The 14,981-nt window shown below is 71.4% G+C and carries 14 protein-coding genes and 1 riboswitch; of the genes, 10 read left to right on the forward strand and 4 right to left on the reverse strand.

The features are described 5' to 3' along the window. Window positions 1-259 precede the first annotated feature (259 nt). The 10 genes from rpsB (at window position 260) to ACH4K1_RS08655 (ending at window position 10,792) form a co-directional block, all read left to right on the forward strand. Window positions 260-1,186, forward strand: coding sequence for a 30S ribosomal protein S2 (gene rpsB / locus ACH4K1_RS08610; RefSeq protein WP_228989918.1), 927 nt, complete (start codon window positions 260-262; stop codon window positions 1,184-1,186). A gap of 99 nt (window positions 1,187-1,285) precedes the next feature. Further along, a complete protein-coding gene (gene tsf / locus ACH4K1_RS08615) occupies window positions 1,286-2,122 on the forward strand; it encodes a translation elongation factor Ts (protein WP_073771534.1) in 837 nt (278 codons plus the stop codon). Between the two features lie 161 nt (window positions 2,123-2,283). Further along, window positions 2,284-3,060, forward strand: a complete 777-nt coding sequence (gene pyrH, locus ACH4K1_RS08620) for a UMP kinase (protein WP_398087798.1) — start codon at window positions 2,284-2,286, stop codon at window positions 3,058-3,060. A 122-nt stretch (window positions 3,061-3,182) separates the two neighbouring features. Next, complete coding sequence (frr, locus tag ACH4K1_RS08625) at window positions 3,183-3,740, forward strand: ribosome recycling factor (RefSeq protein WP_073771532.1); 558 nt, start codon at window positions 3,183-3,185, stop codon at window positions 3,738-3,740. Continuing rightward, the gene (locus ACH4K1_RS08630) at window positions 3,740-4,837 is read left to right on the forward strand and encodes a phosphatidate cytidylyltransferase (protein WP_398087800.1); all 1,098 of its coding nucleotides are present in this window, start codon (window positions 3,740-3,742) and stop codon (window positions 4,835-4,837) included. Before frr ends, ACH4K1_RS08630 begins: the two co-directional genes overlap by 1 nt. 109 nt (window positions 4,838-4,946) lie before the next feature. Beyond that, window positions 4,947-6,053 (forward strand): 23S rRNA (adenine(2503)-C(2))-methyltransferase RlmN, encoded by a 1,107-nt coding sequence (gene rlmN, locus ACH4K1_RS08635; protein ID WP_073771516.1) that lies wholly within the window; start codon window positions 4,947-4,949, stop codon window positions 6,051-6,053. 107 nt (window positions 6,054-6,160) lie between these two features. Continuing rightward, a riboswitch (TPP riboswitch) is annotated at window positions 6,161-6,277 on the forward strand. 81 nt (window positions 6,278-6,358) lie between these two features. Next, on the forward strand, window positions 6,359-7,456 hold the full coding sequence (locus tag ACH4K1_RS08640) for a thiamine ABC transporter substrate binding subunit (protein WP_398087802.1): 1,098 nt from the start codon (window positions 6,359-6,361) through the stop codon (window positions 7,454-7,456). Between the two features lie 80 nt (window positions 7,457-7,536). Further along, window positions 7,537-9,162, forward strand: coding sequence for an ABC transporter permease (locus ACH4K1_RS08645; RefSeq protein ID WP_398087929.1), 1,626 nt, complete (start codon window positions 7,537-7,539; stop codon window positions 9,160-9,162). A gap of 5 nt (window positions 9,163-9,167) precedes the next feature. Beyond that, on the forward strand, window positions 9,168-10,196 hold the full coding sequence (locus ACH4K1_RS08650; RefSeq protein ID WP_398087804.1) for an ABC transporter ATP-binding protein: 1,029 nt from the start codon (window positions 9,168-9,170) through the stop codon (window positions 10,194-10,196). Window positions 10,197-10,336: 140 nt separating this feature from the next. Then, on the forward strand, window positions 10,337-10,792 hold the full coding sequence (locus ACH4K1_RS08655; RefSeq protein ID WP_398087806.1) for an SRPBCC domain-containing protein: 456 nt from the start codon (window positions 10,337-10,339) through the stop codon (window positions 10,790-10,792). 106 nt (window positions 10,793-10,898) lie between these two features. Here the strand turns inward: ACH4K1_RS08655 and ACH4K1_RS08660 are convergent, their stop codons facing one another. The 4 genes from ACH4K1_RS08660 to ACH4K1_RS08675 form a co-directional block, all read right to left on the reverse strand. Further along, window positions 10,899-12,059, reverse strand: a complete 1,161-nt coding sequence (locus ACH4K1_RS08660; RefSeq protein WP_398087807.1) for a hypothetical protein — start codon at window positions 12,057-12,059, stop codon at window positions 10,899-10,901. Next, entirely contained in the window at window positions 12,041-12,778 is a 738-nt protein-coding gene (locus ACH4K1_RS08665) for an ABC transporter ATP-binding protein (protein WP_398087809.1), read from the reverse strand. Before ACH4K1_RS08665 ends, ACH4K1_RS08660 begins: the two co-directional genes overlap by 19 nt. 216 nt (window positions 12,779-12,994) lie before the next feature. After that, window positions 12,995-14,374, reverse strand: a complete 1,380-nt coding sequence (locus ACH4K1_RS08670; RefSeq protein WP_073771509.1) for an aspartate aminotransferase family protein — start codon at window positions 14,372-14,374, stop codon at window positions 12,995-12,997. Next, window positions 14,359-14,850, reverse strand: coding sequence for an Lrp/AsnC family transcriptional regulator (locus ACH4K1_RS08675; RefSeq protein ID WP_073771508.1), 492 nt, complete (start codon window positions 14,848-14,850; stop codon window positions 14,359-14,361). The genes ACH4K1_RS08670 and ACH4K1_RS08675 overlap by 16 nt, the downstream gene beginning before the upstream one ends. Window positions 14,851-14,981 lie beyond the last annotated feature (131 nt).

The raw sequence follows: 14,981 nt of genomic DNA on the forward strand, positions 1-14,981 counted from the left end.
CCGGGCCGCCACCGACCCGTCGCCCGCCCGTGCGCGGGCCCGCCGCCCCGCTGCGGCGGTCGCCGTCATCCGGCACCCGGCCGGTCCCGTACACTTCTTACGGCGATCCGGGTCACCGGGTCGACTTCGCACGCCCCGCCACCTCCCTCTTCGTGGGGGTGGCCGCGCTCCTCGGTCCCTCGTGGCACGGCGCGTCGGGGCGTCAGGCGCGGCCGCAAACCTGCGGCCGCGGTAACCGAGCACCTCAAGGAGTACGGCCATGGCCGTCGTCACGATGCGGGAGCTGCTGGAGAGCGGCGTCCACTTCGGTCACCAGACCCGTCGCTGGAACCCGAAGATGAAGCGCTTCATCTTCACCGAGCGCAACGGCATCTACATCATCGACCTGCTCCAGTCGCTGTCGTACATCGACCGCGCCTACGAGTTCGTCAAGGAGACCGTCGCCCACGGCGGCTCCATCATGTTCGTGGGTACGAAGAAGCAGGCCCAGGAGGCCATCGCCGAGCAGGCGACGCGCGTCGGCATGCCGTACGTCAACCAGCGTTGGCTCGGCGGCATGCTCACCAACTTCTCCACCGTCTACAAGCGCCTCCAGCGCCTGAAGGAGCTGGAGCTCATCGACTTCGAGGACGTGGCCGCCTCCGGCCTCACCAAGAAGGAGCTCCTGGTCCTCTCGCGCGAGAAGGCCAAGCTGGAGAAGACCCTCGGTGGTATCCGCGAGATGCAGAAGGTGCCCAGCGCCGTCTGGATCGTCGACACCAAGAAGGAGCACATCGCCGTCGGTGAGGCGCGCAAGCTCCACATCCCGGTCGTCGCGATCCTCGACACCAACTGCGACCCCGACGAGGTCGACTACAAGATTCCGGGCAACGACGACGCGATCCGCTCCGTCACCCTGCTCACCCGCGTGATCGCCGACGCCGTCGCCGAGGGCCTCATCGCCCGCTCCGGCGCCGCCACCGGCGACTCGAAGCCGGGCGAGAAGGCCGCCGGCGAGCCGCTGGCCGAGTGGGAGCGCGACCTGCTCGAAGGCGACAAGAAGGACGAGACCGCGGCTGCCGCCGAGGTCCAGTCCTCCGCCGAGACCGAGAAGGTCGCCGACGCCGAGAAGCCGGCCGAGGCCGTCGCCGAGGCCGAGGCCGCTGCCGAGACCCCGGCCGCCGACGCGGACGCCGAGCAGGCCTGACACCCGTCACGGCTGCTGACGGCGGGGGCCGACGCCACGAGCGTCGCCCCCGCCGTCGACCCGTAGATCTTTCAGACTTCGAGAGAGACATACAGACTCATGGCGAACTACACCGCCGCTGACGTCAAGAAGCTCCGTGAGCTCACCGGCGCCGGCATGATGGACTGCAAGAAGGCGCTCGACGAGGCCGACGGCAACGTCGACAAGGCCGTCGAGGCGCTCCGCATCAAGGGCCAGAAGGGCGTCGCCAAGCGCGAGGGCCGTTCTGCCGAGAACGGCGCCGTCGTCTCCGTCGTCTCCGAGGACCAGACGTCCGGCGTCATCCTCGAGCTGAAGTGCGAGACGGACTTCGTCGCCAAGGGCGAGAAGTTCCAGAACGTCGCCAACACGCTCGCCGAGCACGTCGCCGCCACCTCCCCGGCCGACATCGACGCGCTGCTCGCCTCCGAGATCGAGGCCGGCAAGACCGTCCAGGCGTACGTCGACGAGGCCAACGCCAACCTCGGCGAGAAGATCGTCCTGGACCGCTTCGCCCAGTTCACCGGCGCCTTCGTCGCCGTGTACATGCACCGCACCATGCCCGACCTGCCCCCGCAGATCGGTGTTCTGGTCGAGCTGGACAAGGCCGACGCCGAGCTGGCCAAGGGCATCGCGCAGCACATCGCCGCCTTCGCCCCGAAGTACCTCTCCCGCGAGGACGTCCCGGCCGAGGTCGTCGAGGCCGAGCGCCGCGTCGCCGAGGAGACCACCCGCGCCGAGGGCAAGCCCGAGGCCGCCCTCCCGAAGATCGTCGAGGGTCGGGTCAACGGCTTCTTCAAGGAGGCCACCCTTCTGGGCCAGCCGTACGCGCTGGACGCCAAGAAGTCGGTCCAGAAGGTTCTGGACGAGGCCGGTGTCACCCTGAAGCGCTTCTCGCGCATCAAGGTCGGCATCTGAGTCCGTCCGGGCGAACAGCACCGGACCCGATAGGGTCGGGTGCAGTCGACGGCCGTACTCACGCCGGACGATCGCAGATCTGACGAGGAGGCCATTGCCGCTGTAGGGACACCAGACCCACCGGCAATGGCCTTCTTCGTATGTGCACGAGGAGAATTTCCATGGACAAGCGCGCGGACGCCATTCAGGCCGACGGCAAGGGCGACGACGACAAGGGCTCCGGGCGCTTCATGCTGAAGCTCTCCGGCGAGGCATTCGCCGGGGGCGGCGGGCTCGGCGTCGACCCCGACGTCGTGCACACCATCGCCCGCGAGATCGCCGCCGTCGTCCGCGACGGCGCCCAGATCGCGGTGGTCATCGGCGGAGGCAACTTCTTCCGCGGCGCCGAGCTGCAGCAGCGCGGCATGGACCGGGCCCGGTCCGACTACATGGGCATGCTCGGCACCGTCATGAACTGCCTGGCGCTCCAGGACTTCCTGGAGAAGGAGGGCATCGACTCGCGCGTCCAGACCGCCATCACCATGGGCCAGGTCGCCGAGCCGTACATCCCGCTCCGCGCCGTCCGGCACCTGGAGAAGGGCCGCGTGGTGATCTTCGGGGCCGGCATGGGCATGCCGTACTTCTCCACCGACACCACCGCCGCGCAGCGCGCCCTGGAGATCGACGCCGAGGCGCTGCTCATGGGGAAGAACGGGGTGGACGGGGTCTACGACTCCGACCCCAAGACCAACCCCGGAGCGGTGAAGTTCGACGCGCTGGAGTACGGCGAGGTGATCAGCCGCGATCTGAAGGTCGCGGATGCCACCGCCATCACGCTCTGCCGCGACAACAAGCTGCCGATCCTCGTCTTCGAGCTGACCGCCCTGGGCAATATCGCTCGCGCGGTCCAGGGTGAGAAGATCGGCACGCTCGTGAGTGACGAGAGCACCCGGGCCTGACGGCCCCAGGATGGACAACGGCCTGCCGGTGGGACACCGTGCAGGTTCAAGGACGCGACGCAGGACCCACAGGGCCAGGCGATGACGACGCCGGCCCCACTCAAGACACGCAGGAGCACGTGGTGATCGAAGAAATCCTCCTCGAGGCCGAGGAGAAGATGGAGAAGGCCGTTGTCGTCGCGAAAGAGGACTTCGCCGCGATCCGTACCGGCCGTGCGCACCCGGCGATGTTCAACAAGATCGTCGCCGACTACTACGGCGCGCTGACCCCGATCAACCAGCTGGCCTCGTTCTCGGTGCCCGAGCCGCGGATGGCGGTCGTGACGCCGTTCGACAAGACCGCGCTGCGCAACATCGAGCAGGCGATCCGCGACTCCGACCTCGGCGTCAACCCGAGCAACGACGGCAACATCATCCGGGTGACCTTTCCCGAGCTGACGCAGGACCGCCGCAAGGAGTACATCAAGGTCGCCAAGAGCAAGGCCGAGGACTCCAAGATCTCGATCCGCTCCATCCGGCGCAAGGCCAAGGAAGCGCTCGACAAGCTCGTCAAGGACAAGGAGTCCGGCGAGGACGAGGTGCGCCGCGCCGAGAAGGAGCTCGACGACACCACCGCGAAGTACGTCGCGCAGGTGGACGAGCTGCTCAAGCACAAGGAAGCCGAGCTGCTCGAAGTCTGATGAACGACTCTTCCCGGGGCGCCCCGCAAGGAGCCGGATACCGGGGCATGCCCGAGATGACGGCTGCCCCGGCGGGTCCTGTTCACGATGTGCATGGCGCCCACCAGACTCGGCCCATGCCCATCGTGCCGGACGTTCCCGACGCAGGTAGAGACGCAGGCGGAGAAACCGAGAACCGCTACGACCGGGGCAGGGACGCCGCTCACATCGGCGGCCCCCTGTTCCGTGACGAGATGCCGCAGGAGCCCATGTCCACTCCGCTGCCGCCCCCGCCGCAGAAGAAGCGCGCGGGGCGTGATCTGCGCGCCGCCATAGGGGTCGGTCTGGGGCTCGGCGCCGTCATCGTCGTCTCGCTGTTCATCGTGAAGGCCCTCTTCGTCGGCGTCATAGCGGTCGCCGTGGTCGTCGGTCTCTGGGAGCTCACCTCCCGCCTCAAGGAGCGCAAGGAGATCAACGCGCCCCTGATCCCCCTGGCCGTCGGCGGTGTCGCCATGGTGGTCGCCGGGTACGCCCGGGGGCCCGAGGGGGCCTGGATCGCGATGGCCCTGACCGCCCTGGCGGTGCTGGTCTGGCGGATGACCCAACCGCCGGAGGGATACCTCAAGGACGTCACCGCCGGGGTCTTCGCGACGTTCTACGTCCCCTTCCTGGCCACCTTCGTCGCCCTGATGCTGACGGCGGACGACGGCGAGTGGCGCGTCCTGACCTTCCTCGTCCTCACCGTGGTCAGCGACACGGGGGCGTACGCGGTCGGCTGGCGGTTCGGCACGCACAAGCTCGCCCCGCGCATCAGCCCCGGCAAGACCCGCGAGGGCCTGCTCGGCGCCGTCGCCTTCGCGATGGCCGCCGGCGCGCTGTGCATGGAGTTCCTGATCGACGGCGGCGCCTGGTGGCAGGGGCTCCTGCTCGGCCTCGGGGTCGCCGCCAGTGCCACCCTCGGCGACCTGGGCGAATCCATGATCAAGCGGGACCTCGGGATCAAGGACATGGGCACCCTGCTCCCGGGCCACGGCGGGATCATGGACCGGCTCGACTCGCTCCTGCCGACCGCCCCGGTCTTCTGGCTGCTGCTGGTGCTGTTCGTGGGCTCCGCCTGACTCCCCACGCACCCCGGTACCCCTTCCCACCTGCACGTTCCACGAGTGAGGGTCCGTCGTCCACAGGGCGTCGGGCCCTCACTCGTATGTCTGCGACACTGGATGAACCATGCCTAAGCCCGGAGAACTCACTTTCGTCGCGCCCCGCGGAGCCAAGAAGCCCCCGCGGCACCTCGCCGACCTCACGCCCGCCGAGCGCAAGGAAGCGGTCGCCGCGACCGGTGAGAAGCCCTTCCGCGCCCAGCAGCTCTCGCAGCACTACTTCTCGCGGTACGCGCACGACCCCGCCCAGTGGACCAACGTCCCCGCCGGGTCGCGCGAGAAGCTGGCCGAGGCGCTCTTCCCCGAGCTGATGTCGGTGGTCCGGCACATCAGCTGCGACGACGACACCACCCGCAAGACCCTGTGGAAGCTGCACGACGGGACGCTGGTCGAGTCCGTCCTGATGCGCTACCCGGACCGCGTCACCATGTGCATCTCCTCGCAGGCCGGCTGCGGCATGAACTGCCCGTTCTGCGCCACCGGCCAGGCCGGCCTCGACCGCAACCTGTCGACCGCCGAGATCGTGCACCAGATCGTGGACGGCATGCGCGCCCTGCGCGACGGCGAGGTGCCCGGCGGCCCGGCGCGGCTGTCCAACATCGTCTTCATGGGCATGGGCGAGCCGCTCGCCAACTACAAGCGCGTGGTCGGCGCGATCCGCCGGCTCACCGACCCGGAGCCGGACGGCCTCGGTCTGTCGCAGCGCGGCATCACCGTCTCCACCGTGGGCCTCGTCCCGGCCATGCTGCGCTTCGCCGACGAGGGCTTCAAGTGCCGCCTCGCCGTCTCGCTGCACGCCCCGGACGACGAGCTGCGCGACACCCTCGTCCCCGTCAACACCCGGTGGAAGGTCCGCGAGGTCCTGGACGCCGCCTGGGAGTACGCGGAGAAGTCCGGCCGCCGGATCTCCATCGAGTACGCCCTGATCCGGGACATCAACGACCAGGCGTGGCGCGGCGACCTGCTCGGCAGGCTGCTCAAGGGCAAGCGGGTCCACGTCAACCTGATCCCGCTGAACCCCACGCCGGGCTCCAAGTGGACCGCCTCGCGGCCCGAGGACGAGAAGGCGTTCGTCGAGGCCATCGCGGCCCACGGCGTGCCCGTCACCGTCCGGGACACCCGCGGCCAGGAGATCGACGGGGCCTGCGGGCAGCTCGCGGCCTCCGAGCGCTGAGGCGAGGGACCGCGCCGGGGCCCGGCCGAGAGCGGAGGCCCGTGGCCCCACGCGGCCTCCCGGACCGGTCGGAAACCGTCCGTGTAGCCTGGGCCGGAACCAACTTCATATTCCGACAGGGGAGCGCCACAGCGCTGAGAGTGCGGCACCGAGGACAGGTCGGCCGCAGACCCTCTGAACCTCGCCCGGGTCATTCCGGGTAGGAAGTTCGGACAGTACTCAAGCTGTTGCGCCCTGCCCGCCTCCGGTTCGCCCGGGAGCGGGCAGGGCCGCGTCTCTTCCTGGTCACCCCCAGGAGGAACCACATGACCACCACCACGAAGTACGCGGCGACCGCGCTCGCCGCGGCGCTCGGCGTCACCGTGCTCGCCGGCTGCGGCGGCGACGACGGCTCGGCGGGCCCCGGGGCGTCCAAGGGCAGCGGCTCCAAGACCGTGACCCTGGTCAGCCACGACTCCTTCAACGTCTCGGAGGGCGTGCTGAAGGCGTTCACGGAGGAGACCGGCTACCGGGTCAAGACCCTCAAGAGCGGCGACGCCGGAGCCGCGCTCAACCAGGAGATCCTGACCAAGGGCTCCCCGCGCGGCGACGTCTTCTTCGGCGTCGACAACACCCTGCTCTCCCGCGCCCTCGACAACGGCCTGTTCACCCCGTACGAGGCCGAGGGCCTGGACCGGGTCGCCCAGGACACCCAGCAGGACGCGAAGCACCGCGTCACCCCCGTCGACACCGGCGACATCTGCGTCAACTACGACAAGAAGTACTTCGCCGACAAGAAGCTCGCGCCGCCGAAGACCTTCGAGGACCTGCTGAAGCCCGCGTACAAGAACCTCCTCGTCACCGAGAACGCGGCCAGTTCCTCGCCCGGTCTCGGCTTCCTCCTCGGCACCGTCGCCTCCCAGGGCGAGGACGGCTACGAGGCGTACTGGAAGAAGCTCAAGGCCAACGGCGTCAAGGTCGTCGACGGCTGGGAGCAGGCGTACAACGAGGAGTTCTCCGGCTCCGCCGGCGGCAAGAAGACCGGCGCCGACCGGCCGCTCGTCGTCTCCTACGCCTCCAGCCCGCCCGTCGAGGTGCTCTACGCCGACCCGCAGCCCGAGGAGGCCCCCACCGGGGTCGCCACCGGCACCTGCTTCCGGCAGACCGAGTACGCCGGGCTGCTGACCGGGGCGAAGAACGAGGTGGGCGGCAAGGCGCTGCTGGACTTCCTGATCAGCAAGACCTTCCAGGAGGACATGCCGCTGAACATGTTCGTGAACCCGGTCGTCGAGGACGCGAAGCTGCCGGAGCTGTTCACGAAGTTCGGCGAGCGGGTCGAGACGCCGCCCACCGTGGCGCCCGAGAAGATCACCGCCCACCGTGAGCAGTGGATCCAGTCGTGGCAGTCGCTGGTCCTGAAGTAGAGCCCGGGAAGCGGACCGCCCGGCCCGCGCCGCCCGCGCGCGGGGCCGGACGGCGCGGGGCCGCGCTGCGACTGGGCCTGATGGCCGTGCCCGTCGCCTTCTTCGCGGTCTTCTTCGCCTACCCCGTGGCCGCGATCGTCGGCCGCGGGCTCACGACGGACGACGGCTGGCGGTTCGGGCGGATCGGCGAGGTGCTGGGCCGCCCGGACATCCTCGACGTCCTCTGGTTCACCACCTGGCAGGCCCTCGCCTCGACCGCGCTCACCCTCCTGATCGCCCTGCCCGGGGCGTACGTCTTCGCCCGCTTCGCCTTCCCCGGCAAACAGGTGCTGCGGGCCGTCGTCACCGTGCCGTTCGTGCTGCCGACCGTCGTCGTCGGCACCGCGTTCCTGGCGGTGCTGGGGCGGGGCGGGCTCCTCGACGAGCTGGGGGGCGTCCGCCTCGACACCACGGTGTGGGCGATCCTGCTGGCCCACGTCTTCTTCAACTACGCCGTCGTCGTCCGCACGGTCGGCGGCCTGTGGTCCCAGCTCGATCCGCGCCAGGAGGAGGCCGCCCGGGTGCTGGGGGCCGGACGGTTCGCCGCGTTCCGCCGGGTGACGCTGCCCGCGCTCGCCCCGGCCGTCGCCGCCGCCGCGCTGATGGTCTTCCTCTTCACCTTCACCTCCTTCGGCGTCGTGCAGATCCTCGGCGGACCGGCGTACTCCACCCTGGAGGTGGAGGTCTACCGGCAGACCGCCCAGCTGCTGGACCTGCCGACCGCCGCCGTGCTGACCCTGGTGCAGTTCACCGCGGTCGGCGCGATCCTCGCCGTGCACGCCGCGACCGTGCGCCGCCGGGAACGGGCGCTGAAGCTGGTCGACCCGGCCCGGACCTCCCGCCGGCCGCGCGGCGCGGGGCAGTGGGCGCTGCTCGGCGGCGTCCTGCTCACCGCGCTGCTGCTGATCCTGCTGCCGCTCGGCGTGCTGGTGGAGCGTTCCTTCGAGGGAGCCGGCGGAGCGGACGGTTACGGCCTCGGCTACTACCGGACCCTCGGGTCCGCCGGGTCCGGCGCCTCCTCCACCTTCCTGGTGCCGCCGCTGGAGGCCGTCGGCAACTCCCTGCGGTACGCGCTCGTCGCGACGCTGATCGCCCTCGTCGTCGGCGGGCTCGCGGCGGCGGCCCTGACCCGGCGGGCCGGGCGGCTGGTCCGGGGCTTCGACGCGCTGCTGATGCTGCCGCTCGGGGTCTCCGCCGTCACCGTGGGCTTCGGCTTCCTGATCACCCTGGACGAGCCGCCGCTCGACCTGCGGACCTCCTGGATCCTGGTCCCCCTGGCGCAGGCGCTGGTCGGCGTCCCCTTCGTCGTACGGACGATGCTGCCGGTGCTGCGCGCGGTCGACGAGCGGCTGCGGGAGGCCGCCGCCGTGCTCGGGGCATCGCCGCTGCGGGCCTGGCGGGAGGTCGATCTGCCGCTGGTGCGGCGGGCGGTGCTGGTCGCGGCGGGCTTCGCCTTCGCCGTCTCCCTCGGGGAGTTCGGCGCGACGGTCTTCATCGCACGGCCCGACACCCCGACCCTGCCGGTCGCCGTGGCCCGGCTGCTCGGCCGGTCGGGAGAGCTGAACTACGGGCAGGCGATGGCCCTGAGCACGATCCTCATGCTGGTGTGCGCGGTGTCGCTGCTGCTCCTGGAGCGCATTCGCACCGACCGATCAGGGGAGTTCTGAACGACATGCTGAGTCTGCGGGATGCCACCGTACGGTTCGGGAAGCGGACGGCGCTGGACGCGGTGGACCTGGAGGTCGCCGACCACCGGATCGTCTGCCTGCTCGGCCCCAGCGGCAGCGGGAAGTCCACCCTGCTCCGGGCCGTCGCCGGGCTCCAGCCGATGGACGGCGGGCGGGTCCTGCTGGACGGCCGGGACCAGGCGGGCGTCCCGGTGCACCGGCGCGGCCTCGGCCTGATGTTCCAGGACCACCAGCTCTTCCCGCACCGGGACGTCGGCGCCAACATCGCCTTCGGGCTGCGGATGCACGGCGTCGGACGGGCCGAGACCGCGAGCCGGGTCCGGGAGCTGCTGGAGCTCGTCGGCCTGCCCGGAGCCGAGCGCCGCGCGGTCGCCGCGCTCTCCGGCGGTGAGCAGCAGCGTGTCGCCCTGGCCCGCGCCCTCGCCCCGCGTCCGAAGCTGCTGATGCTGGACGAACCGCTCGGCCAGCTCGACCGGAGCCTGCGCGAACGGATCGTCGTCGAACTGCGCACGCTCTTCCGGGAGCTGGGCACCACCGTGCTGGCCGTCACCCACGACCAGGGCGAGGCGTTCGCCCTCGCCGACCGGGTCGTCGTGATGCGGGACGGCCGGATCGCGCAGGAGGGCAGCCCGCTGGACGTCTGGCAGCGCCCGGCCTCCGCGTTCGTCGCCCGGTTCCTCGGCTTCGACAACGTCACCGGGGCGACGGTGAGCGGGCGGGCCGCCGCCACCGCCTGGGGCAAGGTTCCGGTGCCCGAGGGCTCCCCGCAGGGCGAGGCCGACCTGCTGGTCCGGCCCGCCGGGGTCCTGATCGGCGCGCCGGAGGAGGGCCTGCGCTGCACGGTCGGCGCCCGCACCTTCCGGGGCCACCACGTGACCGTACGGCTGGCGCCCGAGAACGCGCCGGTCCTGGAGGCCGAGTGCGCCCTGCGGGACACCCCGGACGAGGGCGCGGTCGTGGGCGTGCGCTTCGACGCGGCGGAGACGGTGGTGCTGGCCGGCGGCGCCCGCTGAGCGGCCCCGAGCGGCCGGCGGGCCGCCGCGTTCCCGGTCGACGCGACACGGGGGCGCGGGGCCGGGCAAGCTGGAGGGGAGACTCCGCCGGACGCGCGCCCGCCCCGGCGGGGACGGCCGAGCCGACGAGGACCGTGATCATGACCGGTGGCACCCGCGAGGGCATCGACCTCACCCGCGTCCTGCACGCCCCGCAGCAGCGGGTCTTCGCCGCCTGGACCTCACCGGAGGACTTCGCGGCCTGGTACGGGGGCGAGGCGGAGGTCCCGCTGGACCGGGTGGCGATGGACGTACGGCCCGGCGGCGCGTGGAGCCTGGTCCTCGTGATGCCGGGGGTGGAGATGCCCTTCCGGGGGGTCTACCGCGAGGTGAGCGAGCCCGACGGGCTGGTCTTCACGCTGAAGGACGGCTCTGCCCCCGAGGACGCCGAGGGCGAGACCGTCACCGTCACCTTCAGCGATCTCGGGGACGGCCGGACCGAACTGGCCTTCCAGCAGCGCGGCGGCCACCTCACCCCCGAGCAGTACGCGGCGGCCGAGGACGGCTGGGAGGCGTTCTTCGACGCCCTGGCCGCCCGCCTGGCCGCCCGCCCCTGATCCCGCCGGGGGCTCCCGCCGTACCCCCGGGAGCCCCCGGCGGCCGTGCTCCACCGCGGCCGGCGCGTCCGGCCCCGGCGGCCCTCGTTCCCGGCAGCCCCGCGCGTCACCGCGTCAGCGGAAGCGCCGCCAGCTGCGCGATCAACCAGGTGAGCGGGGCGAACAGGGCCAGCAGCGCGACCGCCCGCAGCGCCGTCGCCCGGCGCAGGGCGGCGGCCGGGGCGCCCATGGCGAGCAGTACCCCGACCGTATGGGCGCGGGCGTGCTTGGCCTCCAGCGCCGAAGTCAGCAGCGTCGCCGTCGTGCAGCCGATGACCAGCACCGCGCCGAGCGCGGTGAGCGGGCCGTAGGGGCGATCGCCGCCCCCGTACAGCGCGGACGCGGCGATCGCCGCGGAGACCACCGCGCAGACGACGCCGAGGGGGCGGCCGATCCGGCGGGCCTCGTCCATCAGGACGCGGCCCGCCAGCAGCCGTACGGCCCCGGGGCGCACCGCCTGCAGCGCCCGCCCGCACAGGTGCGTCAGGCTCGGGCCGGCCGTCGCCAGGCCGACCGCGGTGAGCGTCCACCCGATCAGCACCGCCACCGGCGTGGAGTCGTACCGTCCGGGCAGCGGGAACGCGTTGCCGCCCGCCCCCCGGGAGGCGATCGCCTCGACCGCCAGGCCGGCGGCGACCAGGGCCACGCCCCAGGGGAGCCCGGCCGGGGCCGGGGCGGGCTCCGGCAGCTCCTCGGAGCCGAAGGCGTCCCGCGCCGGGTCGGGCCGTGACCGCAGCGCCAGCGCCCCGGCCACCGAGGCGGTCACCGGGACCAGCGCCAGCAGCGTCAGCGCGGCGGCGAGCGGCAGCGGAGCGCCCGCACCGAGGAACTCCGCCGCGCCGCCGTCGAACGGCATCCCGGTCAGATCGCCGCGCAGGTGCAGGAAGAGGAGCAGGGCCACCACCGAGCCGAGGGTGGTGGAGACGGCGGTGGAGACCGCGGCCAGTGCCGAGAGCCGGACCGGCCCCATGCCCAGTGCGGAGAGACCGGGCCGGGGCCGGGTGCTCGGGTCGGCACGGGCCACCGCCACCGCGAACTGCACGGTGGCGGCCAGCGGGACGAAGCACCACAGCAGCCGCAGCACCGAACCGGCGGAGGCGGGGTGGGCCACGGCGTACCCGAGGGAGCAGAGGAGGAGGAACCCGACGCCGGCCGAGGCGGCGGCCACCAGCAGACGGCGGACCAGGACGAGGGGGTGGGAGCCGCGGGCTAGACGGAGAGCGAGCACGCCGCGCGGCCCTCCGCTTCCGGTTTCGCGGGCAGGGTGACCGTGGCGACGCAGCGGCCGTCCAGCAGCGGGAGCGCCCGGTCCGCGAGCGCGGCGACCTCCGTGTCGTGGGTGGCCAGCACCAGGGTGATGCCGTGCGAGCGGACCGCCGTGGTCAAGGTGCGCAGCACCTGGGCGCGGTCCGTGCGGTGCAGGGACGCGGTGGGTTCGTCGGCGAAGACCACCGCCGGTGACCCGCACAGGGCACGGGCCACCGAGACCCGCTGGCGCTGCGCCTGGAGCAGGGCGTGCGGCCGCTTCTTGGCGAAGGCGGCGATGTCCAGGCGCTCCATCCACTCGGCGGCGGCCTTCCCGGCGGCCCGGTGCGAGACGCCGCGCAGCAGCAGGGGCAGCGCCACGTTCTCCCGGACGGTCAGCTCGGGGACCAGCCCCGGGTCCGCGCCGATCCAGCCGAAGCGCTCGCGGCGCAGCTGCTCGCGGACCCGGGGGGCCATGGTGTGGACGGGCACGCTGTTGAACCAGACCTCGCCCTCCTGGGGGACCAGGCGGCCCGAGAGGCAGTGCAGCAGCGTCGTCTTCCCGCTGCCCCGGGGTCCGGTCACGGCGAGGATCTCGGCGTCCCGGACGCCGAGGGAGACGCCGCCGAGCCCGGGCGATCCGTTGTGGGAGTGGTGCAGGGAACGCGCCCAGATCACGTCGTTGTCCGGCGGGGCCACCATGGCGTACACCTCGGTTCAGGTCAGATTTCCCGTTCCCCCGTACGGGGGAACGAAGACGCGGCCGATCGGTCACTGGGCACCGTAGGGAGTCGGACCGGTGCGGGCGCACGGCGCGCGGCCCGGACACCCCCCTTCTCACTCGAAGGGGCGTATCCGGGCCGCGTGGACCGATGAAATGACCGCTGAGCGGCTATCGGCCGGGGGACCTGGTGGCGGTCAGAGCTTGGCCCACGCCTCCGTGAGGACGTTCCGCAGGATGCCCTCGATCTCGTCGAACGTGGACTGGTCGGAGATCAGCGGCGGGGCGAGCTGGACGACCGGGTCGCCGCGGTCGTCGGCCCGGCAGTACAGGCCGTTCTCGTACAGCGCCTTGGAGAGGAAGCCGTACAGGACGCGCTCGGTCTCCTCGTCGGTGAACGTCTCCTTGGTCGCCTTGTCCTTCACCAGCTCGATGCCGTAGAAGTACCCGTTGCCGCGGACGTCGCCGACGATCGGCAGGTCGTGCAGCTTCTGGAGCGTGGTCAGGAAGGCGTTCTCGTTGTCGAGGACGTGCTGGGTGAGGTTCTCGCGCTCGAAGATGTCGAGGTTGGCGAGGCCCACCGCCGCCGAGACCGGGTGGCCGCCGAAGGTGTAGCCGTGCAGGAAGGTGTTGCCGCCCTGGTAGAACGGCTCGGCGACCCGGTCCGAGACGATGCACGCGCCGATCGGGGAGTAGCCCGAGGTCATGCCCTTCGCGCAGGTGATCATGTCCGGCACGTAGCCGAACTTGTCGCAGGCGAAGATCGTGCCGAGCCGGCCGAAGGCGCAGATGACCTCGTCGGAGACGAGCAGCACGTCGTACTGGTCGCAGATCTCGCGGACCCGCTGGAAGTAGCCGGGCGGCGGCGGGAAGCAGCCGCCCGCGTTCTGCACGGGCTCCAGGAAGACGGCCGCGACGGTCTCGGGGCCCTCGAAGAGGATCTCCTGCTCGATCTGGTCGGCGGCCCAGCGGCCGAACGCCTCGGGGTCGTCGCCGAAGAGCGGGGCGCGGTAGATGTTGGTGTTCGGCACCTTGTGCGCGCCGGGGACCAGCGGCTCGAAGGGGGCCTTCAGCGCCGGGAGACCGGTGATGGACAGGGCGCCCTGCGGGGTGCCGTGGTAGGCGACCGCACGCGAGATGACCTTGTACTTGGTCGGCTTGCCCTGGAGCTTGAAGTACTGCTTGGCCAGCTTCCAGGCGGTCTCGACGGCCTCGCCGCCACCGGTGGTGAAGAAGACCTTGTTGAGGTCGCCCGGGGCGTAGTCGGCGAGCCGCTCGGCCAGCTCGACGGCCTTCGGGTGGGCGTAGGACCACACCGGGAAGAAGGCGAGCTCCTGGGCCTGCTTGTACGCCGTCTCGGCGAGCTCGTGACGGCCGTGGCCGGCGTTGACCACGAACAGGCCGGAGAGGCCGTCCAGGTAGCGCTTGCCCTTGTCGTCGAAGATGTACGTTCCCTCGCCGCGCACGATGGTGGGAACGGGTGCGTTCTCGTAGTCCGACATGCGGGTGAAGTGCATCCACAGGTGGTCGTACGCGGTTCGGCTGAGGTCCTTGCTCACGGCTATCGGGTTCCCCACATATAGGTCTGCTTCTTGAGCTTGAGGTAAACAAAGCTCTCGGTGGAGCGCACGCCGGGAAGGGTCCGGATGCGTTTGTTGATCATCTCCAGAAGGTGGTCGTCGTCCTCGCAGACGATCTCCACCATCAGGTCGAAGGAGCCCGCGGTCATCACCACGTACTCGCACTCGGCCATGGCCGACAGGGCTTCGGCCACCGGGTCGAGGTCGCCCTCGACGTTGATGCCGACCATCGCCTGGCGCCGGAACCCCACGGTGAGCGGGTCCGTGACGGCGACGATCTGCATCACGCCCTGGTCGAGCAGCTTCTGGACGCGCTGGCGCACGGCCGCTTCGGAGAGGCCGACGGCCTTGCCGATCGCGGCGTACGGGCGCCGTCCGTCCTCCTGGAGCTGCTCGATGATTGCGAGGGAGACGGCATCGACCGCGTGCGGTGATCCGTTCCCTGTCCTGGAGTCTGCGCTGCGACTGGCCACGCATCCACCATGCACCGCCCTCGTCTGTCTCGCAACCCCAGATCGATGAAATTCGTTGTCTGGGAGCTTGGATCTGACTGAATCCGAAGTTGGCGGCGGTTGGGTATGTCGAAAGCGTCACCGCAGCGATT

The organism is Streptomyces sp. NPDC017448, assembly GCF_044330565.1.
In the GTDB taxonomy this organism is placed as follows: Bacteria; Actinomycetota; Actinomycetes; order Streptomycetales; family Streptomycetaceae; genus Streptomyces.